A 26,313-nucleotide genomic window follows, 5' to 3' on the forward strand; every position below is an offset into this window, starting at 1 on the left:
CACTGTCGATATTGCATAGTAACAACGTAACTATACACTATGTATTGTTGATCGATGAGGTCGACAAAAAATCTAGACACAGAACACAGATATAGGAGTGTGTAATTTTGAAAAAAGTACTATCTATGATTCTCGCAACTTCAGCCGCAGCTATTGGTTTATTCTTCGCAGGTTCAGCTTATGCATCAGCATCCACAATAGTTACAGTTAAGTCCGGCGATACCGTTTGGGGTATTTCACAACAATACAATACCTCCGTCAATGCAATCGAAAACGCCAACAACCTTTCGAATGCGAATGTCATTACAGTTGGTCAACAGTTGACTATTCCAGGTGCAAATGATTCAGCAGCCGCAACAACATCCACTACGCAAAGCAACAATCAGGCTGCTACAACCACACAAGCACAAACTACTTACAGCCAACCACAAACATCAACTACTCAAGCATCAAGTAACAACACAACTTCAAATTACTCATCAGCTGCTTCAAACGGCGGCAGTGCGAAAGCTTGGATTGCCAACAAAGAATCAGGCGGTTCATACTCAGCACGAAATGGTCAGTATGTAGGTAAGTATCAATTGTCAGCATCATACCTTCATGGTGATTACTCAGCAGCAAACCAGGAAAAGGTTGCTAACCAATACGTAGCAAGTCGTTACGGTTCATGGTCAGCCGCACAATCATTCTGGCAAGCAAATGGCTGGTATTAAGATAGAGCGCGACGAGACCCGGGTGGTCCTGGTGCGTAACTAGAAAAATGGATTGATGAACGTTCTTTGTTCATCGATCTATTTTTTTAGTTACGTGTAAGGACCGGGGTCGTCGGAGCGCCTTTCCACTATATAGAGGAGAAACTACCGGACGTACAATAAGGATTAAAATCCTGGTTTGAATTTTGATTGGGGCCCCTTTATTCAGTTAGCATCAGTTAGTCGGAGCGCGTTTCACTATATGAGGGAGAAATCACTGAATGCATAATGGGAATTTAAATCCTGTGTTTTCTCTATTTTCTCATCATACAAGCAGAAAAGCGGACAGCAACGGTAACTATTTTGGGTTGTCGCTGCTGTTCTTACTTTATTCAAAAGAAGTTAGCGGCTTGCCATCACTGAGCCGAATTCCGAGCAGCCAATGTAAAATATCAGGCAAAACCTGCTGCCAATATAGCCAGTCGTGGTTGCCGGTTTTAGTAACATAGGCTACGTTTAAACCTAACTCGTTTTGAAGGTAATCAACAAAGCGGTCATTATCGTGTTTCATGAAATCCTGATCACCGATGCAATCATAGATTCGAAGTCGGTGGAGAGCGGCTTGCGGCGCATTTTTAGCCAGTTCTTCTAAATAGCGTTTCGGTGCTGGTCCTGCAAAAATATTGTCGTAATCTGGCATTAATTTTGGAAGAACTGTTAAATTAACCACGGATGAAATTGAGATGACGGCGCTAAACCAATCGGGATGTGTGAAAGCTAATTTGAATGCCCCAAACCCACCCATTGATACGCCACTAACAAAGTTATTTCGAGGATCACTAGATAGTGGCAAGAGCTTACGCATTTCGGGAATTACTTCCCTGGTTAAATAATCCCAGTAAGGGAGGCCATTTGCCATGTTAGTGTAAAAGCTCCGATTCATTTCTGGGGTTACAATTGCCAGGTTGGTGTATTTATCGAGAACTTCTAGGTTGGTCTTTCGCAACCAACCGCTGCCGTTGTCGCCGAGTCCGTGCAGTAGCCACAATACTTGCAGCTTATGGTTAGCAGGAATCTCATTCGGTAGGATCACGTTGATGGTTGTTTGTTCTTGAAGTGATGACCAGGCACGGGTAAAACTTAGAATTGACATTGTTAAGACATTCCTTTCAGTTACAACAAAAGCCCTGAGACTATCACGCGTTCTACATGATAGTCTCAGGACTTTTTAAAATAGTCAACTAGTTACGCGACAACTTAATCACCATTAAAAATTGAATTCTTAAGTACGACGTAATCAACTTTTGTAATATCGTTCAATTTGCGACCACCGGCATATGAAATGGATGACTGCAAATCTTGTTCCATTTCGTCAAGGGTATCGGCAATGTGGCCCCGGTATGGGACCAACATTTGCCGGCCTTCAACGTTACGGTAAGCGCCTTTTTGGCGTTCGGAAGCCGAACCCCAATATTGCTTGTATTTTTTACCATCAATACTGATCAAATTACCTGGGGTTTCCTCATGACCGGCCAACAGTGACCCAATCATAACCATGGAAGCGCCAAAGCGAATTGATTTGGCAATATCGCCATTATAACGAATACCACCATCAGCGATCATTGGTTTTCTTGCGGCCTTTGAGCACAAACGTAGGGCGGCTAATTGCCAGCCACCAGTACCAAAGCCGGTCTTGAGCTTAGTGATACATGCTTTACCAGGGCCGATACCAATCTTGGTAGCGTCAGCACCCGCGTTTTCAATTTCTCGAACAGCTTCTGGTGTACCAAGATTTCCGGCAATCAAGAAACTATCTGGAAGTTGTTCCTTGATATAATGAATCATTTGAATGACGTAATCAGAATGGCCGTGGGCAACATCAATCGTGATGTACTCAGGCTTTTGGTTGTCAGCAACCAGCTGATCGATAAATTCATATTCTGCAGGCTTGATACCAACACTAATTGATGCGTAAAGATTCAGTGAATGCATTTTCTTAATAAATGGTTCTCGTTTTTCAGGTTGGAAGCGATGCATCACATAGAAGTAGTCGTTTTGAGCTAACCAGATTGCAAGGTCGTCGTTAATCACGGTTTCCATATTTGCAGGTACAACGGGGATCTTGAATGTCTTCGGACCAAATTTAACTGAAGTGTCAGCGTCGCTTCTGCTCTTAATGATGTTCTTGTTAGGGATAAGTTGAATGTCTTCGTAATCAAATACTTCCATGATTTACCTCCGAGGTTTTAGGACAGTTCCGCAAAGCAAGGGTCTGCGTATAGGCACTGGGTTACGTAGATTAATGGTGCTCCGCAAAGCAGGAATCTGCGCGTAAGCACCTCTAACAAAAATTCCAGACCCGGGAATTTCCGTTAGAGGAGACTTACGTTCCGATCCCTAAGCGCTTTGCTCCGCACACTATTGCTTTTTACCACACTTTTTCAACAACGTTAGTTTGCTCTCTGTCAGGACCAACTGAGAAAGTTGCGTAAGGGACACCGACTGCTTTTTGAACGTGATTGAGATAATTTTGCGCATTGGTTGGTAGTTCATCAAATGTTTTGCACTTGGTAATATCTTCAGTCCAGCCAGGAAGCTCTTCGTAAACCGGCTTGCATTGATCGAGTTCCCTTAAAGTTGCTGGGTAGTGATCGATCTTCTTGCCGTTTAATTCATAAGCAACACAGACCTTCAAAGTTTTAATGCCAGTTAAAATGTCTAAACAGTTAAGGGCTAAGTGGGTATAGCCGCTTACTCGGGCGGAGTGGCGGAGAACAACGCTATCAAACCAACCAATTCGGCGGGGCCGTTTTGTGACGACGCCGTATTCATGGCCGACTTCTCGGATGTGATCACCAATTTCGTCCTTCAATTCAGTTGGGAAGGGACCTTCACCGACTCTAGAAGTGTAAGCCTTGCAAACACCGATAACGTTATCGATCCGATTAGGGCCGACACCAGTCCCAACGGCTGCACCACCAGCACTGGGGTTAGAGGAGGTGACAAACGGATAGGTTCCGTGGTCAACGTCCAACATAACTCCTTGAGCGCCTTCAAATAAAACGTTCTTGTTGTTATCCAATGCGTTATTTATAATGTAGGAAGCATCAATGACGTATGGCCGAATTCGGTCAGCGTATTCGTTGTATTCATTGAAGATTGTTTCAAAATCCAACGGCTTCGTATCGTAAATCTTTTCTAGTAGTTCATTCTTTAGTTTGAGGTTACTGCGGAGTTTTTCTTCAAATGAGTCTTTGTCGATCAAATCCGCGATTCGAATGCCGATTCGTTCGTATTTATCCATGTAAGCTGGACCGATTCCCTTATTGGTTGTGCCAATTTTGGAATCTTTCTTCTGCTCCTGAAGGCCGTCGAATAGGACGTGATAGGGCATAATAACCTGAGCCCGGTTGGAGATCCGGAGGTTGTCGGTGCTAATCCCGTCTTTTTTCAAACTATCCATTTCGTTGATCAAAGATTTGGGGTTAACAACCACGCCGTTGCCAATGACACTATACTTCTCCTGGTCGAAAATGCCTGACGGGATTAGCTGTAAGTGGTAACTATGGCCATTAAATACAATGGTGTGGCCGGCATTATCGCCGCCTTGATAGCGTGCAATAATATCTGCACTTTGGCCGAAGAAATCAGTAATTTTACCCTTTCCTTCGTCGCCCCATTGACTTCCAACAATCACAATAGATGACATATGAACACCTCTACATTTTATTGCTAGGCTCCTAACCCAGCATTTTTAATTTTACCAACATGGAGACTATTAATCAACTAAAAGGTTAATAATTTCGTTGGTTAAAACGTTTAAAGTTCGACTTTAAAACCGGACACGAACATAATATGAAGATTACTTCCATAATATGGTCAAAACATGAACTATATGCTATCATTATGATGTTAATATTTAGGACAGCTGCATCAGGTAAAACCTATGTGTAAGCACCTCTGAGAAAAATTCCAGAATAGGGAATTTTTCTCAGAGGAGACTTGCACTCCGGTTTCTAACCGCCTGATTTCGCTCACTATTTTGAGGACAGCTGCGCAAAGCAGGGATCTGCGCGTAAGCACCTCTAACAAAAATCCCAAAACCGGGGATTTCCGTTAGAGGAGACTTACACTCCGATCCCTAACCGCTTTGCTCCGCTCACTTATTTTTAGAAAGGAAACAACATGATAGATAGATATTCGTTACCAGAAATGAGTAAGATTTGGTCACTACACAATCAATATGACTCATGGCTTAAAGTTGAAATTGCCATCGATGAGGCCTGGGCTAAGCTGGGAAAGATTCCAGCAGCCGACGTTGAAAAGATTAAAAAGAACGCAACGTTTGACGTGGATGGCATTGCTGAAATTGAGGCGGTTACCCATCATGATATCGTTGCGTTTACCCGTGACGTTTCTAAGTCACTTGGCCCTGAAAAGAAATGGGTCCACTATGGCGTCACCAGTACGGACGTCGTTGATACGGCTTATGGTGTTCGGATTAAGCAAGCTAATAAAATCATTAAAGAAGATATTGATCACTTTATCGATGTGATTGCTAAACAAGCTAAGAAATACAAGGATACGGTGATGATTGGCCGAACCCATGGCGTTCAAGCCGAACCAACGACTTTTGGTTTGAAGCTGGCCCGCTGGTATTCCGAAATGAACCGGAACAAGCGGCGATTTGAAACGGCCTCAAAAGAATTAGAGGCAGGCCAAATTTCTGGTGCGGTGGGAACTTTTGCTAACGTGCCACCGTTTGTTGAGCAGTACGTTTGTGACTCTCTAGGATTGCATGCCCAAGAGATCACCAGCCAGATTCTCCCGCGTGATTTACATGCGGATTACATTTCGACCTTAGCATTAATTGCAACTAGTTTAGAAGAATTTGCGACTGAAATTCGCGGCTTACAGCGTTCTGAGATTCATGAGGTGGAAGAATACTTCGATGCTGGCCAAAAAGGGTCGTCAGCAATGCCTCATAAGCGCAACCCGATTGGTTCGGAAAACATTTGTGGCTTAGCCCGAGTGGTTCGTGGCCATATGATTACAGCGTATGAAGATGTACCGCTGTGGCATGAACGGGATATTTCCCATTCTTCTGCTGAACGGATCATTATTCCGGATACGTTGATTCTGTTGGACTACATGTTGCATCGTTTCTCCAGAATTGTGGAACGACTGACGGTATTCCCAGACCGAATGAAGAAGAATATGGGCTTAACCTATGGCTTGATTTACAGTCAAAGAGTAATGCTAAAGCTGATCGACTCAGGAATGACCAGGGAACAAGCGTACGACCTCGTGCAGCCATTGACAAAAAAGTCGTGGGATGAGGGCGTCCAGTTCCGCGATTTAGTTGAAGCCGATAAGAAAATTACAGACGCATTGTCTGAAGACCAAATTGCAGATGCGTTTGATTATCATTATCATATTCGCCATGTGGATGAAATATTTGCTAGGGTGGGACTGGAATAGTGAGCGTAGTAAAGCGTTTAGGGATCGGAACATAAGTCTCCCTAACCAGAAATCCCTGGGCTTTGGGGATTTCTGGTTAGGGTGCTTATGTTCCGATCCCTGCTTTACGGAGCGGTCCTACTCTATATGACAATAGGACGATTGTTAAAATAGCCCAAAATTTAGCAGGCGTGACTTAGGTGCAGCTTTCTGCTTTACGGAGCGGTCCTACTCTGTGTAAGAAGGGGACAATCACTAAGTAACTCGAACTTTGATGTGCTTATGTGCAGATCCCTGCTTTATGGAGCGGTCCGACTCTATACAACATAGGACAATCACTAACTTGCAAAAGCACCTAATTACACAACTAAATGAACTAACTCTAAACCGGTGTCTAAGACAAACTTCCAGCTTTGTCTCGGGCACCTTTTCTGATATATTGGGCTTATTACCTCACAACAAGTACTGACACAAGTTGACCACTGACGCTTAATAATTAACCACTTATGCAAAAAGGATTTATTCAGTTTTCGGCTTGTGGTTTACTTAAAGATGAACTGAGGGAGGAGGTGTGGTTGGTGAGAGTTCGGGTTGAAATCGATGAAAAGATATCTGATAAGGAAATCGTAATTAAAGCACCAAAGTATGATGCTGAGGTTGCGCAACTGTATGATTCAATTCAAAGGCGGTCGGCAAAGGTTCAGCAATTGGTTTTTTATAAAGGGACCAGTGAATATTATCTAAGCCTTGACGATATTCTGTTCTTTGATACTGTTGACCGTCAAGTTCATGCCCACACGATAGACGATGAGTACGTGATTCATCACCGATTATATGAACTAGAAACGCTGTTAACCGGTCAATTTGCCCGTGTTTCTAAATCAGCCATTATTAACCTAAGTAACATTTTCTCCCTGACCCGCTCGCTCTCAAGCGTGGTGGTGAAATTCAAGAATTCAAATAAACAGGTCTACGTCTCTCGGCGGTACTACAAGCCGCTTAAGGATAGGTTGGAAAGAAGAGGTCATTGAGATGAGTCGAATAAATAAGCATCAACTGATTGTCGGCATTGCGTTTTTAGCTGGCGCCATTAGCTGGCTAGGCGTTAGTATGGGTTGGTTGAACTTTAAAATTAGCGTTACAACAATTGTGTTAACCATTATTTTGGCAATTGTGCTGTTGTCTTCACTCGTGGATCGCAGTATTGCCGGGACGGTGTTTTCATTAGCCTTCTTGAGCATGCTGTACGCGGGACCATTGGGGATAACGCACTTGGTTCCATGGTCAATTTTGGGAATCGCCTTACTGATCACGATCGGGCTTAGCATCATTTTCCATCCCAAGCGGCGTTGGCATCGTTGGTCTGATTGGATTGATTACGATGGTCGGGATGGTGATTACGCCGAAGTTGACGACGAAATTAATACTGGTAATCAGTCAGATTCAGTGATCGATACGACGATGAGTGATACGGTACGCTACATTGAATCTGATGATTTCAAACAAGTAAGAATTCATGCTTCGATGGGTGGCGTTAAGGCGTACTTTGATAAAGCGGTCATCATTGGTGACAGTGCCAAAATTCAAGTTGAAGGGTATATGTGTGACATTAAACTCTTTGTTCCTAAAGACTGGGAGATTATCAATCATATTAATCCCAACATGAGTGGTGTTGAAATTATTAATAATAATCAGCCTCACGAGGGACCCAAAGTCTATTTGACGGGTAAGCTAAACCTGGGAAACTTGCAGGTTTACTATATATAGTTGTGGTTGGCGTCATGAATTTTCAATATGTGAATTCATGATGCCTTTTTTATTTGGCGTCTTTTTGAAAATTGGATTGCTTAAAAAAGAAGTGTTGACAAATTGAATGAAAAGGCTTACATTAATTACGCAATCGTTTGCGTAATCTAAATAATTCTAAAGGGAATGATGTTCTTTGAGCAATTGGTGGAAAAAAGCAGTTATTTATCAGGTCTACCCTGCAAGTTTTCAGGATAGTGACAATGACGGGATTGGTGATTTAAAAGGGATCACTAGCAGATTAGATTATATCAAGAAGCTCGGGGTTGATATTGTTTGGCTCAGCCCCATTTACAAATCACCACAGGTCGACAACGGTTACGATATTTCAGATTATCAAGCTATTAATCCAACTTTTGGTGATATGGCGGCTTTTGATGAGTTGCTTCACAAAGCTCATACTTTAGGCCTGAAAGTCATGATGGATCTTGTTGTTAACCATACGTCTGATGAGCACAAATGGTTCCAAGAATCACGAAAGGGAAAGGACAATCCGTACCGTGATTATTACATTTGGCGGGATGGGCGAAATGGGGAAGATCCTAACAACTGGGGATCTTTCTTCATGGGACCTGCTTGGAAATATGACGAAGAAAGCGATCAATATTACCTTCACTTATTCGCGCCGCAACAACCCGACTTGAATTGGGAGAATCCAAATGTTCGCCACTCAGTTTATGACATGATGAACTGGTGGGCTGATAAAGGCGTTGACGGGTTCCGAATGGATGTTATTAACTACATCTCCAAACCAGACGGCTTACCAGATGGTGAAAAGGGCCCTCATGAGAAGTACGCGAACCCTGAACCATTAGTCGCTAATGGTCACCGGATTCATGAGTTTTTACAAGAAATGCACCAAAATGTCATGGCAAAGCATGATTTAGTCACAGTTGGTGAAACCCCGGGCGTCAATATTTCAGAAGCTCAAAAGTACGCGAATTTTGACGGCAAAGAGCTTAACATGGTCTTTCAGTTTGAACATATGGGATTAGATGGCAGCGATAATCCGACACTTGGTCGTTGGGGTGACCGCAAAGCATCTTTAAAGGGTTTACGAGCTAATCTTACTAAGTGGCAAAAGGCGTTAGCCGGCAAAGCTTGGAATTCGCTTTATTGGGATAACCACGATCAGCCACGGGTAGTGTCACGTTTTGGTGATGATTCAACTGAGCAAAATCGGGTTTTGAGTGCCAAAATGTTAGCAACGATGCTTCATATGCAACAGGGAACGCCTTATGTCTTTGAAGGTGAAGAAATCGGTATGACGAACGCCTACTTCCCGTCAATTGATGACTATGTTGATATTGATGCGATTAATGCTTATCACCAGTTTGTAGAAGAAATGCACTTGGTTGACAGTAAGGATATGATTAAATACCTGGGCCTTCATAGCCGTGACAATGCTCGGACGCCGATGCAATGGAATGACCAGAAAAATGCTGGCTTTTCACAACATCAGCCATGGGAGCATATGAATCCAAACTATCGATCCGTCAACGTTGAACAGGCATTGGCCGGTCCAAATTCAGTCTTTTATTATTATCAGAAATTAATTGACCTTCGCCATACTTTGCCAGTTATTACTGACGGCGTTTATAACCTTGTTGCTGATAATGAAAATGATGACAAAGTCTATGCATTTACCCGAAAAAATGCCGACACTACTTTGCTTGTTGTTCTGAACTACACAGCTGAAAAACTTGAGCGCCATTATCAAATTCCGGTGGACGCCAAATTATTAATTAGCAATTATACCGATGATATGGGTGATAGTCTTCGCCCGTATGAAGCAAAAGTTTATCAATATTAAATTAGGACAGCTGCACAAAGCAGAACTCTGCGCATAAGCACCACCAACAAAAATTCCAAGCTCAGGAATTTTTGTTGGCGGAGACTTATGTTCCAAGTTCTAATCTCTTTTCTTCGCTCACTTTTATAGGACAGCTGCGCAAAGCAGAAATCTGTACGTAAGCACCTGTAACAAAAATTCCAGAACCGGGGATTTCCGTTACAGGAGACTTACGCTCTGATTCCTAACCGCTTTGCTTCGCTCACTTTTCCTTAGGGGGGAAATTATATGTCAAAAACTACCACTACCTCACCGCAAGAGGCTAATCAAGCAACCGAACAAATTGCGGCCGATCATTCAATGCCAACGTTGCCGTTGAGAACAATCTTTGCCATGACGTTTGGCTGTATCGGGGTTAACATGGCGTTTACGTTGCAGGGTTCGCAAATGAGCCGGATTACGCAAACTATCGGGGTTAATCCCAATAGTTTGGGCTTCTTCTTTTTGCTACCACCGTTATTAGGGATGATTGTTCAGCCGCTATTGGGGAAATACTCTGACAAAACCTGGACTCGTTGGGGGCGACGGATTCCGTACTTGCTTTATGGGACGCCCATTGCCGTTATCGTTATGATTATGCTGCCGTTCACAGGATCGTTTGGATTTGGTTACGGGTCAATATTGGCACTGTCATACGCCGCCATTGCCATTGCATTGATGGATTTATTTAGTAACATTTGTTTGGCCCCGTACCGGATGCTCGCAGGGGATATGGTTAATAACGATCAGAAGAATTTAGTTTGGTCCTGGCAACAAATTTTCAGTTACGCTGGCGGCATCCTCGCCGCACTATTACCATACATCCTAACAATGCTTGGGATGTCAAATACCGCTTCTAAGGGTAAGGTGCCTAACACGGTTATTTGGGCTTATCTGATTGGCGCCGCCGTTTTGTTGGTAACGAGTTTTGTGACTATTTTCAACGTGAAGGAATATGATCCCGAAACGTTTGCAAAGTATCATGGCATTGATTTACAGAAACAAGCTGCAAAAACACCCAGTCTTTGGAGCTTAGTTAAGACTGCACCCCGATCTTTCTGGGAACTGGCCGTTGTTCAATTGTTTAGTTGGATTGGCATTATGTATACGTGGACATACGCAACTGGTGCAATGGCTAACAATATTTGGCATACCACTGATCCAGCATCCGCAGGGTTCCAAGCAGCCGGAAATTGGTATGGTGTGATGACTGCCTTTTATAGCGTTGCCGCCTTACTTTGGGGATTTGTTTATGCTAAAACTAAGCCAAACCAACGGAAATTCTGGTATTCATTTGGCTTGTTCGCCGATGCCATTAGCATTATCATTACGGCAACGACCGGTAACAAATGGGTTGCCCTCGCAGCGTTTGCTCTATATGGCATCGGTAATTTTACCATTAATACGTTACCGTTCACGCTTTTGACTTCCTCACTAGATGGTCAAAATGAAGGGGCCTATCTTGGATTATTTAACATTGCTATTTGTTTGCCACAAATCTTTGGCTCGCTTTTAAGCTTCTTGATTTTCCCAATGCTTGGAAACAGTCAGTCAATGATGATGGTTATTGGATTTATTTCAATGGTGATTGGTGGCTTCTCTGTCCTAATTGTTCATGAAGGGAAATAAGTCTTTGCCCATTTGAAGATAATTAATGATTTTTTTATGAGTATCGGGTTAAAATTAAGATTAGATTGACGATGAAGGAGGCCGGCGAATGACTGCAACAATTAAAGACATTGCTCGTAAGATTGGGGTTGCACCATCAACGGTGTCCCGGGTTCTCTCCAACAAGCCTGGCGTTGGTCCAGCGATGACGGCAAAGATTCAAAAAGTTGCTAAGGAATTAGGTTATCAAAAGAACCGGGCCGCAGTGGAATTGGTTAAACAGCGTAGTAACGTGATTGCGGCGGTGGTTAGCTCCGTTAAAACTAGTTTCGCTGGTCAAATCATCGAGGGAATTCAAACGGAAGCCGAAAAAAATGGCTTAAACTTGATTATTGTCTACTCGCATAGTGCCGATCCAATCGAACAGAGAAAGGCTTTGTCAACGGTTATAGAAAGACCGCTTAGGGGAATTTTATTACTATCGATTGCATTGTCATCTGACAACCTGGTCTTACTTCAGAATTCACAAATTCCGTTTTGCTTTTTGTCAATTAGCCTTGATAAGAAGACGGTTCCCTTTATTAGCTCTAATGACTGGCAAATTGGCTATCAATCGACCCAGTTTCTTTTGAAGAAAGGCCACCAACACATTGGTTTAGCAGCAATTGATAAGTATCCTTATACCGGGCGACTGCGATTAGCTGGTTATCAGCAAGCACTCAAGGAAGCTGATATAACGCCACGGGATAGCTGGGTTCAATTGGGAGATTATAGTTATGCCGCTGGAAAAGCGGCGATGCTGCATTATGGTGCTGACACAGACTTAACCGCCGTTATTGCAGGAAGTGACGCAGCGGGTGTTGGTGTGCTGAATCAAGCTCGTATTTTAGGGTTAAAAGTTCCTTCAGACCTTTCAATTCTAAGCATTGATGGCACTGATATATGTGAAATGGTTCAACCGCAGTTGACAAGCATTTCACAGGACTTTTACTCGATGGGGATTGAGGGGGTTAAGTACCTTCAATTACTTGGTGGGCAGTCAGCGAAACCGATGATTGAACAGAAATACACGGCAACGCAAATTGTCGAACGAGAGAGTATTTGTGATCTAGGCAAAAGTAGGTAAGAAACGCATTATAATTCCATAGAAAGCCCCTGATTCCTGTTTGCTTGGGATCAGGGGCTTTCTATGGAATTATGATTATTAAATATCGCCATGTCTACCAGTGTCCAAAAAGCGAACGGTTTCGCCAACAACTTCGTAGATTAGTAGCCAGTTGCCCTTAATAAAAAGGGCACGTTGAGGTTTACGACTTTTAATGACGTGGTCATCGTATTTTTCATCAATGGGGTGGCCGGCTAATAGTTGGTCTTTTATTTTACTAAAATCATCCTTACTATAGCGATTTGCCCGGATCATATTTTGATAATGTTTTTTAAATCGGGATTGATATTTTGGCTTATAGGGCATTATGGGCTCACTTCCTTGGCTGTTAATTATAGGGGAAATGACTAGAGGTTGCTAGTGAGTGGAGAATGAATATGTGTCTTTGAGGGATTATGGGGTTAGCTGGGATGAGGGTGGTTTTATGTAGTGCAATAGTGCTCAGAGCAACTGATGGTAAACATATATGGTGGTCCCAATTAAAATCCAAGCCCATTCAGTTATTACTCTGCTACATAGATTAGGACAGCTCCGCAAAGCAGAAGCCTGCACCTGAGCCGTCCCGCTCAAAACTCCCAAGCCCGGGGATTTGGTCCCTTACATAGTGGAATTGTGCTCCGAAAAGCTGACGTTTAATGTATAAGGTAAGGAAACCCAAAATCCCTAAAACCAGGATTTCGGGTGTGGTGTTGTAATTTCTCCTTTATGTAGTGGAATTGTGCTCAGAGCAACTGACGCTAAACATATAAGGTGGTTCCAACTAAAATCCAAGCCCATTCAGTTATTGCTCTGCTACATAGATTAGGACAGCTCCGCAAAGCAGAAGCCTGCACCTAAGCCGTCCCGCTCAAAAATCCCAAGCCCAGGGATTTTTGAGCGGGACAACTTAGGCTCCGGCTTCTAACCGCTTTGCTCCGCTCACTCGACAAAAAAAGATAAGGCGGGGGAGGCCTTATCTTTATAGTATCAATATTCTGAGGGGAATATGAATATGAAAAGCAACAAATTAATGGGGGGATTAATTTATCACTCGTTATTGGGGGGTGAGAAGAAACAAACTTTGTTTATCTCTTTCCATGCTTTTAATATACAGGACAAATATTACTAAAAAATGGCGAAAATATGATTTTTTTGTGAACTGACAAAAAGATAGTATGTAACTTTTAGCGGATGGATTAAAAAAGAACCATGGCAAAGATTATTGTCACAGTTCTTCCAAAAATATTCTTTATCTTGTCTAGGACAGCTGCGTCAGGCAGAAACTTCTTGGTCAAAAATTCCAGTTTCTAAGCGCCTGACTCCGCTCATCTTTGTATTGGGGGAGAGACAAAATAAGTTCAAGTAGAAAAAAGGATAAGACACGGGGATGTCTTATCTCAAGATACCTATATTCTAGGGGAAGAATATGAATATAAAAGTAATAAATTAAAGGGGGATTTAATTTGTTACTAACATGAGCTATTAGTAAACTCACATTTCAAATACAACTATAATTGACGAATGTTGCTAAAAAATGAATAAATTGTGAAGAAAGTGTGAACTTTGCAAAAAATGTCAATCACTTCATTTCGTCAGCGAATGTAGTAATCTTAAGTAAAGGGGGCGGTTGGATGAGTTTCATGGCTAGACGGCTGACGAAGCAGTTTAAAACCCAGAACTATAAGCAAACCGTTGCGCACAGTTTTTTACACCCAAATCAAAAAGTTAATATCTTCAAGAACAATCCAGACATTGGGTTGATTCACCACCTCAATTCAGGCCAGCTGGTAACGATTGACACCAGTACTGCCCCAAAAAGCCAAATTCTTTATTTTCATGGCGGGGCGTTTCGGGTTCCGATGAATGATGACCAACTGCAGATGATCAGATCAATTGCCACTCAAACAGAAAGTCGATTACAGATTGCTGACTTTCCATTACTACCAACGTATTCAAGTGCTGACATGCTTAATTTTGCTACTTCAGCATTGCAGGCGGTCGTAGCTAACGGGCTACCCACTTTTCTAGTGGCGGATTCTGCTGGCGCGGCGCTTGCTGTTCAGCTACTGTTTCGGTATCCGGATAAAATTGCCGGCACCTCGCTTATTTCACCCTGGCTGGATTTCGAGTTAACCGATGCCCAGGTTGTTAGCAGGGCTACAAATGATGTGATGTTAGATATTGATGTTCTTAGGCAAATTGCGGCCGAATTTACTGATGGCCTTTCTAACGGGCAGTGGCTGGACGTATTTTCGCCAAGTGACTCGTTAACCGGGTCCCTCCAGCTTTTTTATGGTGAAAATGAGCTTCTTGCCCCAAATGACAAAAAATTTGCCACTACCTTAACGGCAACGACAAATATGACCATTGATGTCATAAGTTTTCGGGATGCGTTTCACGATTATATTCTCTGGGATAAGTTACCGGAAACTAAGAAGACTAAGAAACAAATTGTGACGTTTACTAGAGATCAACGTGGTGCTTAAGCTTTGGAAAGGCGTGCGTGTCTGACCATTTCATCATCGCACCTTGGAAAATCAGGGCAAAAGCCGTTCCAAAGCCGATTGCATATACTTTGCCAGTCGCGAAGTAGGCAATCGTAATGATGATGACCGGTGGGATGTAGCTGAGCCATTGTGATAGAATCGCGCTGCCATGAATGAATTTAAAACGGATGATGTAAGCGAGATCGTCATTGGGATGCATGATGAGGTTAGCCCGTGAATACATCGAAACGGCGACGGCCACACCAAATAGGCCGATGATGTCTAGAATGACCCGCGCCCAGAAGTCCATGGTGGGAACGCCCAGAGAATCGAAAATGAACTGAGCAAATTGTACTAAGTAACTGAATGGCAGGGTAAACAACAGGTTCGAGAAAAACCGCCGGCGATCAAATGAGCCAATCAGTAGTTGGTTGGCGATGGTGACGATGATTCCGTAAATGAATAAAGTGTTGCCCAGTGGGATGTTAACCCATTTGGAAAGGTTAACGGCAGAGCCAGTCCAAACTGCGCTACCAAGGTTGCTTGAGATAGCCAGTGCGTTGCCAGCCGCGTTAATAATTATTGATAGGCAGAGGTAATAGAAGCGTTGATTAAAATCCTGTAGTTTAGCCATTATGTAGTCGATTTCTCCTTAAGGTTACAATGAACTTCATTGTATAATATTTCGGTAGCTTTGAAAACGCTTAGGGTCAAATTCATGCTTATATGAGGCGAGTCGTGTTAATATCATAGGTAGAGGGGGCGGTCTTGTGCAACAACAAACAGCTTATTCGGAAGTTGAAGCCGAAAAAAACGTTGAAAATAATCGTCTATTGTTTAATTGCTTTCGGACGACCCGCTCATTTCAAAAGTTAAGTAAGCCAGAAAAGGCGGCTGCTTTTTATATTACCCAAGCATTTGTTGGCTTGGCCTATAAATATCAATTACGTAGTCTGAGGCGATATTCTGCAAAATCAGTAAAAGAAGTTGTGTTAACATTATTTCCCAAAAAAATTGCGGCCACTAATGTTTTCTTTACGTCGGTGATCCCAGTGATGAGACGCTACTTTGTTTTCCTTGGTGTCCAGCATAAAATAAGTAACGCCGAAACATTGGTGCGGGCATTGGACTCAATCAAAGTTGGTGACTTATTAACGGGTCATAAAGATGCGTCAAAGTGGGATTCCCATAAACGCGTTGGCATGAAATACCTGATGGGCTATACCAGAGAAGTTGACCCAAAGCGAGTAAGGGCTTATGAGGAAGATTACAACATGGGTGTCCCGTTGAGATTCTGTTTTGACTTCAGTGTCAACCGAGTTCCAAAGAATATGATTATGCTGACGGAAAGCCTTAGGGAGAAGTTTGAGCAGATATTGTATGAAAAGAATAAGTGAGCGTAGCAAAGCGGTTAATAACCGGAGTGTAAGTCTCCTTTGAGAGAAATTCCCGGGCCTGGAATTTTTCTCAAAGGTGCTTACACGCAGGTTATTGCTTTGCGGAGCGGTCCTAATCTATGAGGCTTAAAGAAATTAGACCTAAACATATGAGAAATGCATCCTGGGCTTGGATTTTTGAACGGAGTGGCTTAGGTGCAGCTTTCTGCTTGGTGGAGCACGTTTCTGCTAGGGTGCCAAGAGAGCAGTATAGTAAGCTTAATCTCCAAACCTGTGCTTAACCTAGGCGCAGACTTATGCTTTGCGGAGCGGTCCTAATCTGTGTAAGTTTAGTCACGTCACAGCACATTATCACTGTGTAACCAGGGAAGTTGATTACGAAGACTTTATATGTAGTAAGCTAAGTATTGAGCTGTTTCAGCCCTGCGTTACTACACAATCACGTTAAAGTACATCTATCATATGTAAATATGTAATAAAAGAATAGCGCCACAGCCACAAACGACCATCAGACAAAAATTGTGTCTAGTGGTCGTTTTAGTTTGCCATAGAAACGAAGGTGAGAAGTCTCCATAAGAGGCTGAGACATTAGTTATCTTCCCATTTGTAATGACAACTTTGGGCACCCCTTATAGTGATTAAGCAGTGGGCAGGTTCCTGCCAGTTAACAAAGAAGGGCCATTATCCCAGCCAGGAATAATAGCCCTTCTTTACTAATTTCTGGGATCTAAACACCAATGTCCTAGTTCTAAATAATTGCTAACCTAAAGATCAGTCACTGTATCTAATTGAGCACGTTTACCTTACGAATGTCGTCAAGTTTGATGACCATCACGCCCTTGGCTGGACGCTTTATGAATGCTTGATCATCGTTAACCGCGGCGACTCCGCCGGTAATTGTGCCATCGGGAATTTGAATTGAGACCAGCTTACCTGCTTTGTAAGCAGCCATCAACTCACTTGAAAATTCTTTAGCTGCGATAGTCATCAACATCACCTCTGTATGATAGACTTAAGTATAGTTCACCAAAGCGCGGAATGTAAACATTTTTTGCTGGTTAGCTAAAATATGAAAAGTTTTGGTAACACTTTTTCCAAATTAGCGCTAAAGTGTATATATAAGGTAATTGAAAGGGGTATTAAAATGACTGAACGCCAATTGATTCAAGAAATTTTAAATACCGTTGATGTTATTTACGATTTTGTAAACACCGACGACGATAAGAAGGAATACGAGATCACAATTAACCGCCAGGACGGGGATCATCGACCACTTGAAAATGTTAATAAAGAAATTAAGCATTACTTTACGGATGCTGATTTTAGTTATGATGAAGAACTAAATGATAATGGTGACGATATTCACGTCCAAGTTAAGCGATAATTGGTCTAGTTGATTTATTGTTCACGATCATTGATTGAATAGCAAATTGAAATAAACGGTACATTATGGTATAGTTCATAATGTGCTTTTTTAGTATAAAAATAAATCAACGAAGTTATAAAAATTGCATTGGATGAAAATAACTTTGTATAATAGGACATGTATTTTCATCGATTGGAGTGAACGTCATGCTAACAGATCAACCTAAATATATTTTATCAATCGACCAAGGGACGACAAGCACCCGGGCCATGATTTTTGATCATAATGGTCGGAAAGTTATTGAAGCATACAAACCAGTTAAACAAATTATTCCGCATACGGGTTGGATTGAAACTGACCCAAACGAAATCTGGACTTCAGTGTTAAGCACTATTTCTTCAGCCTTTATCGATGCCGGCATTCACCCGGAAGATATTTCTGGGATTGGCATTGTTAACCAGCGGGAATCAACAATTATTTGGGATAAAGAGACCGGCGATCCCATTTATAATGCGATTGGCTGGCAATCTAAGCAGACGGCGCCCTTAGCCCGGAAATTAAAGGATGAGGGTTATGCCAATCTGATTCATAAGAAAACGGGCTTAATCATTGATTCATATTTTTCGGCTACCAAGGTGCGATGGATTTTAGATCACGTTGAAGGGGCTCAGGAACGCGCTGAGAAGGGCGAATTGCTTTTCGGAACCGTTGATAGCTGGCTGGTTTGGAAATTATCTGGCGGCGAATATCACGTGACCGACTTTTCCAATGCGAGTCGAACCATGCTATTTAATATTCATGCGCTTCGGTGGGACGATGATATTTTGAAATTGTTAAATATCCCCCGCCGAATTTTACCAATCGTTAAAACCTCAAGCGAGCTATATGGGACAACTAAGAATTACCAATTTTACGGGATTGAAGTGCCGATTGCCGGGATTGCTGGTGACCAGTCAGCTGCGTTGATTGGCCAACTGGCGTTTGAACCGGGGATGATCAAAAATACGTACGGTGATGGGGCCTTCATCATGATGAATACGGGGTCGAAGCCGGAATTATCTGATGACAACCTACTGACTACAATTGCTTATAATATTGGCGGTCAGGTAACCTATGCCCTCGAAGGCTCAATTTTTGCGGCTGGGACGGCCCTGACGTGGTTGAGTGACCAAATGGGCTTGATTGATAACGTTGCTGAAACCAGGGATGCGGCGATGCGGTCGACCGATGACGATGAAATATACGTTGTGCCAGCCTTTAACGGCTTAGGCGCACCCTATTGGGAACAAGAAGTTCGTGGGGCGGTGTTTGGCCTAACCCGCGGGACAACCAAGGACGACTTTGTTAAAGCAACCCTCCAATCGATTGCATACGGCACTAAGGATATAATCCGAACGATGGAGCGGGATACGGACATGTATATTCCGGCATTGAGAGCCGATGGTGGGGCATCCCGAAATCGCTACTTGATGCAATTTCAAGCAGATATGTTAGACATTCCAATCGAACGGGCTGCCGATGAGAACACCACTGCCTTTGGGGCGGCCATCTTAGCTGGCTTAGCCGTTGGGTACTGGAAAGATATTGATGAGGTGAAGGGATTGGCCGCTGAGGGCCGCACTTTCACCCCCGAAATGGATAAGGCAAAACGCAAACGGCTATATCGTGGCTGGAAGGCTGCGGTTAATGCGGCAAGGGCGTTTAAGCCAGATGATGACGATGAAGAATAGATAATCACAAAAAGTAGTTGCCTTCTTGGAATTGAATTTCCAAGGGGACAACTACTTTTTGTTTTGATAATTCGTATTGAAATCTATTTTTATTTCAAATTTCTGTCGATAAACGGGATACGACATATTTTTTTATAGGTCGTGTCTTGTTTTTTTGCTTTTGAAATTTTGAAATTGTGATTATTTTTTTTGTTTTAAATTAGAGTCGGTTTGTAAAACGGAAATTTGTGTATATCGATTACTTAGGGTGTGGAGATTGCTTTTTTGGGCAACATAGCGGAAACGTGCTACACCAAGCAGGAAGCTGCACCTAAGCTACTCCGTTCAAAAATCCAAAACCAGGATTTCTGAACAACCTAACTTAGGCTCCGCTTTCTAACTGCTTTGCCAGACTCACTACATATTAGGACCGCTCCGCAAAGCAGGAATCGGAGTGTAAGCACCTGTTGAAAAAATTCCAAACCCGGGAATCCTTTCAACAGGAGACTTACACTCCGATTCCTAACCGCTTTGCTCCGCTCACTGTTTGTCTTCTGGTTCTCGCCAATATTTAAAATTGATGAGGAGCTCTTTTGACCGTTGATCTGCAGGCACAAATCCTAAATTAAACAGATGCTTGAAGTACATCATGTTATAGATGAACAGCCATAAAATTCCTAACCCATATGAAGCAAATGTCCAGGTAAGTTGTAGCGGCTCGCTCATCTGCATTGACAAGCCCATTGCGACAATTAGCTGAATGGCTGTCATACAAAGGAAATTATACCAATCTGATCGAAACACCGGCACCAGAATACTGAACCACAGTGCTGTCCAGGAAAGGCCAACTTTGGCAATTCTAATCTGACCGTTTTCCTTATTCACCACCGTCGCGAAGTTTGGTGGGATTGGCAATAAATTGTTTTGATCATCATTATTATCGTCGTTATTTCCATTACCAAATGGATTTTGCATTGTCTGCCTCCTCGTTCAGTCTATTTCTTTTTGAACTTAACCACACATTCGCACCTAGCCGTTTGTGGAATTAAATCAACTGATTGGATATATTCAACGTTATACTTCTGGGTTAATTTTACTAGATCTCGAGCTAAAGTCGATGGGTTACATGAAATATAAACGAATTTTTTTGGAACGATCTCTAAAATTGTGTCAATTAATGAATCAGCGAGGCCCGTACGCGGTGGATCAACGATTAGTGCGTTTGGCCGCCAGCCGTCTTCAATCCAAAGCGGTAACAGCTTTTCAGCTTCGCCCACTTCGTAGAGGGTATTGATAATCCCGTTTCGAACCGAATTAGCATTTGCGTCATCCACGGCGTCCTTAATCGTATCCATTCCCCGGACTTCTCGAACTTGATTCGCAACCGAGAGTCCAATGGTCCCAACACCAGAATAGGCATCGACTAATTTTTCGTTTCCTTTGAGGTCTAATGCCTTGAATGCTTCTTTATATAAGACCGATGTCATCGTGGGGTTAACCTGTAAAAATGCCCGGGCAGACAAATCAAATTTGAGACCGTTTAGGATTTCAGTGATTGTTTCCTTGCCGTCAACATGAACAGTTTCATCGCCCCAGATTAGTGACGTTTTGCCTGGATTCACATTTTGCATGATTGAAACGACTTCAGGCAGCTCGGTGTGAATCCGTTCAACCAATTGATGCTTTTTAAGTAATTTCTTGCTTTGGGTGATGAAGGTGACTTGCACCTCGTTGGTGGCCACCGCAGCTCTGACGACAACTGTTTTGATGATCCCGGCATTCTTTTCTTCATTATAAACGGGAATCTTCAAGTCTTGAATCATCGTTACAATTGCCCGCATGACTTTCATCGTCAAGGGGTATTGCAGTGCGGATGTTTTTAAATCAACAACTTCATGGCTCCGAGTCTTGTACAGGCCGGCGATCACGTTGCCATTGCGGTCTTCGCGGATTTGAAAGGTCGCTTTATTTCTATAACCGGTGGGATCGTCCATCCCAATCGTTGGTAGTAATTTAAATTTTCGGTAACCAGTTGGTTGATATTTTTCGAGAGAATCGTGAATGATATCACGTTTAAAGGCTAATTGAGCTGGGTAAGCGAGATTTTCAAGCTCAAAGCCACCAACTTTATTGGCATAACTGTCAACTGGGTCCACCCGATCCTTGCTTTTTACCACAACGTTGACTAGGGTTGCCCGAATAAAATTCTTCAGGTCCTCAACAACTTCGACAAGCACTTTTTCGGTTGGCAGTGCACCGGGAACGAAAACCAGTTTCCGTTCGTAGTACCCGATCCCTTCGCCGTTGATACCGAGGCGCTTAATTTGAATTGTAAATTGTTCACCAAAATTTACGTGAACTTCTGTTTTATTGTTATCCATTGAACCGTCCTTATTATTGTAGTTATTAAGTATGATAGCACAGAAAGAAGAGTGAGCGTAGCAAAGCGGTTAGAAGTCGGAGCCTAAGTTAACTCATTCAAAAATCCCTGGGCTTGGGATTTTTGAATGAGTTAGCTTAGGTGCAGACTTCTGCTTTGCGGAGCGGTCCTAATCTATGTAAAAGTAGAGTCTCAGAAATTACTAGATTTAAAACAACCTTGAGCATCCAAAAAGGCCTCCACCGCAATAAATATAACTAATCGTTCATATTGACTCGGGGGGGGCACCATAATACAATTGAGTTATGGAAACGGTGACATAATGATCAGGGGATTAGTTATTACAGATGGGACTGTTTTCAAAAATAGTTTTGAGGGGGATTCATAAATGAAAAAGAAGAAAATATTACCACTTTTATTTGCTGGGGCTTTAGCTTTCACTGCGGCAGGAGTTGCCGTTACAATCAATACTAATATGCCAAGTGGTATGATGGTGGCTCATGCTGCTGAAACGTCATTTGATTTAAGCAACAAGAGCGCAGGAAAATGGGCGTTAGATTTTTGGGGTTCCACTCCAGGAGTTTCTTACACTCTTTATAAGGATACGAACTTCTACGAAAAGCCTAATTCATTAACCCAGCCAACTCCCATTCCAGAGAGTATTCAATTAACGGCTGATACGGCTGAAGATCCTTCTCTCGTTGGACAAACTCTAACTGTTAGTAGCGTTGGGCTGTTTGACGGTGCTGATAACGATCCGGTTTATGGTAGTCAATGGCCATACAGTATTGCTGCAACGACGACAGCTCAGGAGTACGATCCCAACGGCCAACAGGTTCCAAATGATCAATTAAAAATTGCAACGGATAATAATAGCGCCGTTTCTGGAATTTCAACTGTTAAACCTGGGGATGTCGTTGTTGTAAAGATCGTTCCTGCTGCAAATCGACCTGCAGATCTAACTAAGTTAACTGGCGCATTTTATGCTTTCTTCAACAATGATGGAAAGTATACCCCGAACATCAGCTATTCATATGCATTTGATTCAGCAGCGAAATCAACTGACATTACTGACACGACTAGTCCGAGTTCAATAACCGCTCCTTCGGGGGCTAAGACACTCCAATTGAGTCAAAACGGTTATATTGATCCAACGTGGACTGGTGGTGATGCGAACGTTACTATTGACGCTAACGGAAAAATAACCGGTCTTGATAATCCTGCCGAAGCCGGCAAGACCTTGACATTCACGCTAACAAGTGGTGTTGATTCAACCATTACTCATACCTTTAATGTAACGATTCCAGCTAAAAACAATCCAGATAATGGGGGCGGTAATGGTGGTAATTCCGGTACTGTGATTGTCCCATCTAACAATGGTAATAACGCGTCTACCACGAACAGCGTTCCAACGGTATCTTCGAGCAGTTCAACTGCCACGGCTACTGAGCCGGCAACGCAAGCTACCTCGAAGAGATCAAGTAATAGTTCAATTACTACCAAAGGGGCTATTGTATACGCCGCCAAGGGCATCTACATGTACAAGAACGCTAATTTCAAGAAATCACAACGGATCGCTAAATATCCAAAGGCCAAGCGGGTTAACCGACCAATGTTTGTCGTAACTGGTTATGCCCGTTCCAACAATGGCACGTTGAGATACAAAGTTCGCGACGTCAACCACGGCAAGAAGACCGCTAACAAGGTGGGCTATATTACCGCAAGCCGCAAGTACGTTGTAAATGTTTACTACCAGACAACGCCGAAGAACAAGAAGATTACCGTCATTAACAAGAAGGGTATCAATGCTTATAAAAATGCTAACTTAACTAAGAAAGTTAAGAATTATAAGAAGGGTACTCGATTGACAGTTAAGAAGATTGTTAAGCATAATTTGACTAGTCGTTATCAATTGAGTAATGGTGATTATGTTACGGCGAATAAGAAGCTAATTATTCAGGGTAATTACTAAAAATTAAGCATATTATATTTTAAGTTTAATTAAAGAGTTTCGGGAAGACAAAACTTTCTCGGAACTTTTTTTGATTTTACTGACTGGGAACAGAAATTATGAAAAATAACAGATACTCTCATAATTGATTGTTTATATTGACGTAATAAGTACACCCGCTGTACGATTAGGTTGTCAGGCAAGCTACATACCTGAATGATTATAATCAGAAGAATTTGTGTTGATTCAAAAAATACAGAGGGGTGTATTTATGAGAAATATAGTAAAGTTACGCAAGGCATTCTTGTCAATTTTACTAACAGCGTTTGGGTTGCTGCTAGTATTTGGCATGCAGCCGAATAAAGTTAATGCTGCGGACGAGTCACCATTTTATAATGGAACTGTCAATAATTTGAGCCCAAACAGTGATACCATTACTGCGAACGGGCTTGAACACTATGTTTGGATGACGGCTGATAACGGCAATGGGACTGAGGCACAGTCAAATTATGGGACTGTTCAACCGGGGATTGCTCATAACTTTTTGATAAAAAATGGTAATTATCAAAATTTACAGTTACATTTGAAGCTAACTAATCCATCAAAAACTGACACGGTAACAATAATGAATGAATGTTTAGACCTACCGGATGCTCCTGATCTTAAGGACGCAGCTAGTAGCCAGGTTGCTTATTCAGGCTCAGGTCCAGTTATGCCAGATACTAAGGTTACATCTAATCCATCCAGCGTACACCTTTGGTATGATTTTACTAACCACGATGGTACAGATACCAATGCGCCAGATCTAGACTGGAGTAAGTTATATCGAGTTTCAGTTACGAGCGGTAATAAACTGGCCCCCGGTCAATCTATTCAGATTAACGTTCCGCTCACGGTGACACCGGATAAAAATGGCAATACGAGTGATTTTACATTCGCCGATCTTTCATACAAGGTTAATGTACCAACATATATTCAGAACTGGGCTCGAGTTGCTTCCCCAATTCCATTGCCTTATCGCCAAGCGGGCTACGAAGGCTACATTACAGCTGGCCAATGGCAATATAGTGACCGGAAGATTCACTTTGCAAGTGATGTGCAACAGTATATGCCCAAGATAGCTGATTCACTTAATGCAATTGGGTATGATAACACAAACTCTGCTGATGACGGGGCACCAGACGATACGGTTCTGTATACCGGCGGGAACGTCATGGTTCATTTGGATAAGCTCCGTTCTGCAAACGGAACCGAGAGTTTAGCTGACGAATTGCACCAGAACGGTTATTCGCTTTTAATTTACGACAAAGACAGTGGTGATAAAGCTGGGCAAGAACTTAACACTTATGTCTTTCATACCACTGGTGGGGCATCGACGAATCCACTATTGCCTAATGGATTCCCAGCTATGGGGACAAAGTACAACGGTAAATTATTAGGCCCCGTTGAAGTGACCATTCAACAGTTAGTGGCGGCATCTAATAAGACCATTCCGGTAACCAAAGATGGTACTTGGAATCCTTACGACGGCGTTACCTTCTACGGAACCGATCAAAAGCCACTTGCGACTGTTCCTGACAGTGCAAGCTACGTGGTTAAGAAGGTTGATGTTAACAACAATGAATCCGCTGTTGCTAATAATAAGGTCGATACCACTAAAGATGGTGTTTACCATGTTACCTATACTTACGTGGTAAATAAGTATATCACTGTCAAGAAGACGGTTACGATCACAGTTGGTAAGGGAAATCCAACCCCAACACCGACTCCAACGCCAAACAATGGTGGTGGATCAAATAACACGAATAACGGTTCAAGCACCAGTCCTGTTAATAACAGTACTGGAAACTCAACCACTACAACTACCAATGAGCCAGCAGTACCTAATTACGCCGCTGTTAAAGGTTCTGTAGTTTATGCTACTAAAGGGATGTATCTGTACAAGAATGCCAACTTCAGGAAATCACAACGCATCGCCAAATACTCAAAGGCCAAGAGAGTTAACCGACCAATGTTTGTCGTAACTGGGTATGTGCGTTCTAACAATGGCACATTGAGATATAAAGTTCGCGATGTCAATCACGGTAAGAAGACGGCTAACAAAGTTGGTTACATTACCGCCAGCCGTAAGTATGTTGTAAATGTTTATTACAAGACAATGCCGAAGAATAAAAAAATCACCGTCATTTCCAAGAAGGGTGTTCATGCATACAAGAACGCTAATTTAACTGGTAAGGCTAAAACTTACAAGAATGGCAAGCATCTTCGCGTTAGGAGGATTGTTAAGCACAATTTGACCACTCGTTATCAATTGAGTAATGGTGATTATGTCACAGCGAATAAGAAGCTAATTATTCAGGGTAATTACTAAAAAATTAAGCATATTATATTTTAGGTTTAATAAAAGAGTTTCGGGAAGGCAAAACTTTCTCGAAACTTTTTTGATTTTACTGATAGGAAATCTAATTATGAAAAATAACAAA

21 protein-coding genes are annotated in these 26,313 nt (G+C 42.4%); 13 read left to right on the forward strand and 8 right to left on the reverse strand.

All coding sequences use genetic code 11. The features are described from left to right. Positions 1–107: 107 nt before the first annotated feature. Positions 108–713 (forward strand): aggregation-promoting factor, encoded by a 606-nt coding sequence (gene apf / locus FC98_RS04615; protein ID WP_476703323.1) that lies wholly within the window; start codon positions 108–110, stop codon positions 711–713. 367 nt (positions 714–1,080) lie between these two features. Here apf and FC98_RS04620 read toward each other — a convergent pair whose 3' ends face one another. The 3 genes from FC98_RS04620 to FC98_RS04630 form a co-directional block, all read right to left on the reverse strand. Beyond that, positions 1,081–1,845, reverse strand: coding sequence for an alpha/beta hydrolase (locus tag FC98_RS04620; RefSeq protein ID WP_054654829.1), 765 nt, complete (start codon positions 1,843–1,845; stop codon positions 1,081–1,083). A gap of 104 nt (positions 1,846–1,949) precedes the next feature. Further along, positions 1,950–2,921: a GMP reductase gene (locus FC98_RS04625; RefSeq protein WP_008856016.1), complete on the reverse strand. Its 972-nt coding sequence runs from the start codon at positions 2,919–2,921 to the stop codon at positions 1,950–1,952. A 199-nt stretch (positions 2,922–3,120) separates the two neighbouring features. Further along, the gene (locus FC98_RS04630; protein ID WP_008856017.1) at positions 3,121–4,401 is read right to left on the reverse strand and encodes an adenylosuccinate synthase; all 1,281 of its coding nucleotides are present in this window, start codon (positions 4,399–4,401) and stop codon (positions 3,121–3,123) included. 476 nt (positions 4,402–4,877) lie between these two features. Between FC98_RS04630 and purB the strand changes: the two genes are divergently transcribed. The 6 genes from purB to FC98_RS04660 all read left to right on the forward strand — a co-directional run bounded on the left by purB (position 4,878) and on the right by FC98_RS04660 (position 12,523). After that, on the forward strand, positions 4,878–6,173 hold the full coding sequence (gene purB / locus FC98_RS04635; protein ID WP_008856019.1) for an adenylosuccinate lyase: 1,296 nt from the start codon (positions 4,878–4,880) through the stop codon (positions 6,171–6,173). A 557-nt stretch (positions 6,174–6,730) separates the two neighbouring features. Continuing rightward, complete coding sequence (locus tag FC98_RS04640) at positions 6,731–7,183, forward strand: LytTR family DNA-binding domain-containing protein (RefSeq protein ID WP_040471100.1); 453 nt, start codon at positions 6,731–6,733, stop codon at positions 7,181–7,183. A gap of 1 nt (position 7,184) precedes the next feature. Beyond that, a complete protein-coding gene (locus tag FC98_RS04645; protein ID WP_008856021.1) occupies positions 7,185–7,919 on the forward strand; it encodes a LiaF transmembrane domain-containing protein in 735 nt (244 codons plus the stop codon). Positions 7,920–8,094: 175 nt separating this feature from the next. Beyond that, complete coding sequence (locus FC98_RS04650; protein WP_056949262.1) at positions 8,095–9,771, forward strand: alpha-glucosidase; 1,677 nt, start codon at positions 8,095–8,097, stop codon at positions 9,769–9,771. 339 nt (positions 9,772–10,110) lie between these two features. Further along, complete coding sequence (locus tag FC98_RS04655) at positions 10,111–11,418, forward strand: SLC45 family MFS transporter (protein ID WP_235803583.1); 1,308 nt, start codon at positions 10,111–10,113, stop codon at positions 11,416–11,418. Positions 11,419–11,506: 88 nt separating this feature from the next. Further along, positions 11,507–12,523: a LacI family DNA-binding transcriptional regulator gene (locus tag FC98_RS04660; RefSeq protein ID WP_008856024.1), complete on the forward strand. Its 1,017-nt coding sequence runs from the start codon at positions 11,507–11,509 to the stop codon at positions 12,521–12,523. A gap of 78 nt (positions 12,524–12,601) precedes the next feature. Here FC98_RS04660 and FC98_RS04665 read toward each other — a convergent pair whose 3' ends face one another. Next, complete coding sequence (locus tag FC98_RS04665) at positions 12,602–12,868, reverse strand: type II toxin-antitoxin system YafQ family toxin (protein WP_008856025.1); 267 nt, start codon at positions 12,866–12,868, stop codon at positions 12,602–12,604. 1,304 nt (positions 12,869–14,172) lie between these two features. Here FC98_RS04665 and FC98_RS04670 point away from each other — a divergent pair. Further along, a complete protein-coding gene (locus FC98_RS04670; protein WP_040471101.1) occupies positions 14,173–15,027 on the forward strand; it encodes an alpha/beta hydrolase in 855 nt (284 codons plus the stop codon). Here FC98_RS04670 and FC98_RS04675 read toward each other — a convergent pair. Next, complete coding sequence (locus tag FC98_RS04675; protein ID WP_008856028.1) at positions 15,005–15,661, reverse strand: YczE/YyaS/YitT family protein; 657 nt, start codon at positions 15,659–15,661, stop codon at positions 15,005–15,007. The genes FC98_RS04670 and FC98_RS04675 overlap by 23 nt on opposite strands. A 136-nt stretch (positions 15,662–15,797) precedes the next feature. Between FC98_RS04675 and FC98_RS04680 the strand changes: the two genes are divergently transcribed. Next, complete coding sequence (locus tag FC98_RS04680) at positions 15,798–16,424, forward strand: hypothetical protein (RefSeq protein WP_056949263.1); 627 nt, start codon at positions 15,798–15,800, stop codon at positions 16,422–16,424. 784 nt (positions 16,425–17,208) lie between these two features. On the opposite strand, the gene FC98_RS04685 is transcribed toward FC98_RS04680, so the two are convergent. After that, positions 17,209–17,412, reverse strand: coding sequence for a hypothetical protein (locus tag FC98_RS04685; protein WP_155805071.1), 204 nt, complete (start codon positions 17,410–17,412; stop codon positions 17,209–17,211). Positions 17,413–17,568: 156 nt separating this feature from the next. Between FC98_RS04685 and FC98_RS04690 the strand changes: the two genes are divergently transcribed. Further along, complete coding sequence (locus tag FC98_RS04690; RefSeq protein WP_054655647.1) at positions 17,569–17,808, forward strand: hypothetical protein; 240 nt, start codon at positions 17,569–17,571, stop codon at positions 17,806–17,808. Positions 17,809–17,996: 188 nt separating this feature from the next. Next, positions 17,997–19,520 (forward strand): glycerol kinase GlpK, encoded by a 1,524-nt coding sequence (glpK, locus tag FC98_RS04695; protein ID WP_054655649.1) that lies wholly within the window; start codon positions 17,997–17,999, stop codon positions 19,518–19,520. Positions 19,521–20,039: 519 nt separating this feature from the next. Here the strand turns inward: glpK and FC98_RS04700 are convergent. After that, positions 20,040–20,474 (reverse strand): hypothetical protein, encoded by a 435-nt coding sequence (locus FC98_RS04700; protein ID WP_008855983.1) that lies wholly within the window; start codon positions 20,472–20,474, stop codon positions 20,040–20,042. A gap of 20 nt (positions 20,475–20,494) precedes the next feature. After that, entirely contained in the window at positions 20,495–21,880 is a 1,386-nt protein-coding gene (gene rlmD / locus FC98_RS04705; RefSeq protein ID WP_008855982.1) for a 23S rRNA (uracil(1939)-C(5))-methyltransferase RlmD, read from the reverse strand. A 387-nt stretch (positions 21,881–22,267) separates the two neighbouring features. Here rlmD and FC98_RS15115 point away from each other — a divergent pair, with 387 nt between their 5' ends. Beyond that, positions 22,268–23,851 carry a DUF5776 domain-containing protein gene (locus tag FC98_RS15115; protein WP_008855984.1) on the forward strand — a complete coding sequence of 528 codons (1,584 nt, stop codon included), beginning with the start codon at positions 22,268–22,270 and terminating at the stop codon, positions 23,849–23,851. 250 nt (positions 23,852–24,101) lie between these two features. Beyond that, positions 24,102–26,201, forward strand: a complete 2,100-nt coding sequence (locus FC98_RS15120; RefSeq protein WP_056949264.1) for a DUF5776 domain-containing protein — start codon at positions 24,102–24,104, stop codon at positions 26,199–26,201. Positions 26,202–26,313 lie beyond the last annotated feature (112 nt).

This window comes from Lentilactobacillus kisonensis DSM 19906 = JCM 15041, assembly GCF_001434135.1.
Lineage (GTDB): Bacteria > Bacillota > Bacilli > Lactobacillales > Lactobacillaceae > Lentilactobacillus > Lentilactobacillus kisonensis.

Excerpts from the sequence above, each read along its gene's own strand:
- FC98_RS04685 (WP_155805071.1), bottom strand. The coding sequence starts at position 17,412 with ATGACTATCGCAGCTAAAGAATTTTCAAGTGAGTTGATGGCTGCTTAC.
- rlmD (WP_008855982.1), bottom strand. The coding sequence starts at position 21,880 with ATGGATAACAATAAAACAGAAGTTCACGTAAATTTTGGTGAACAATTT.
- FC98_RS04645 (WP_008856021.1), top strand. The coding sequence starts at position 7,185 with ATGAGTCGAATAAATAAGCATCAACTGATTGTCGGCATTGCGTTTTTA.
- FC98_RS04625 (WP_008856016.1), bottom strand. The coding sequence starts at position 2,921 with ATGGAAGTATTTGATTACGAAGACATTCAACTTATCCCTAACAAGAAC.
- FC98_RS04620 (WP_054654829.1), bottom strand. The coding sequence starts at position 1,845 with ATGTCAATTCTAAGTTTTACCCGTGCCTGGTCATCACTTCAAGAACAA.
- FC98_RS04700 (WP_008855983.1), bottom strand. The coding sequence starts at position 20,474 with ATGCAAAATCCATTTGGTAATGGAAATAACGACGATAATAATGATGAT.
- purB (WP_008856019.1), top strand. The coding sequence starts at position 4,878 with ATGATAGATAGATATTCGTTACCAGAAATGAGTAAGATTTGGTCACTA.
- FC98_RS04675 (WP_008856028.1), bottom strand. The coding sequence starts at position 15,661 with ATGGCTAAACTACAGGATTTTAATCAACGCTTCTATTACCTCTGCCTA.
- FC98_RS15115 (WP_008855984.1), top strand. The coding sequence starts at position 22,268 with ATGAAAAAGAAGAAAATATTACCACTTTTATTTGCTGGGGCTTTAGCT.
- FC98_RS04670 (WP_040471101.1), top strand. The coding sequence starts at position 14,173 with ATGAGTTTCATGGCTAGACGGCTGACGAAGCAGTTTAAAACCCAGAAC.
- FC98_RS04690 (WP_054655647.1), top strand. The coding sequence starts at position 17,569 with ATGACTGAACGCCAATTGATTCAAGAAATTTTAAATACCGTTGATGTT.
- FC98_RS04630 (WP_008856017.1), bottom strand. The coding sequence starts at position 4,401 with ATGTCATCTATTGTGATTGTTGGAAGTCAATGGGGCGACGAAGGAAAG.
- glpK (WP_054655649.1), top strand. The coding sequence starts at position 17,997 with ATGCTAACAGATCAACCTAAATATATTTTATCAATCGACCAAGGGACG.
- FC98_RS04665 (WP_008856025.1), bottom strand. The coding sequence starts at position 12,868 with ATGCCCTATAAGCCAAAATATCAATCCCGATTTAAAAAACATTATCAA.
- FC98_RS15120 (WP_056949264.1), top strand. The coding sequence starts at position 24,102 with ATGAGAAATATAGTAAAGTTACGCAAGGCATTCTTGTCAATTTTACTA.
- FC98_RS04655 (WP_235803583.1), top strand. The coding sequence starts at position 10,111 with ATGCCAACGTTGCCGTTGAGAACAATCTTTGCCATGACGTTTGGCTGT.
- FC98_RS04660 (WP_008856024.1), top strand. The coding sequence starts at position 11,507 with ATGACTGCAACAATTAAAGACATTGCTCGTAAGATTGGGGTTGCACCA.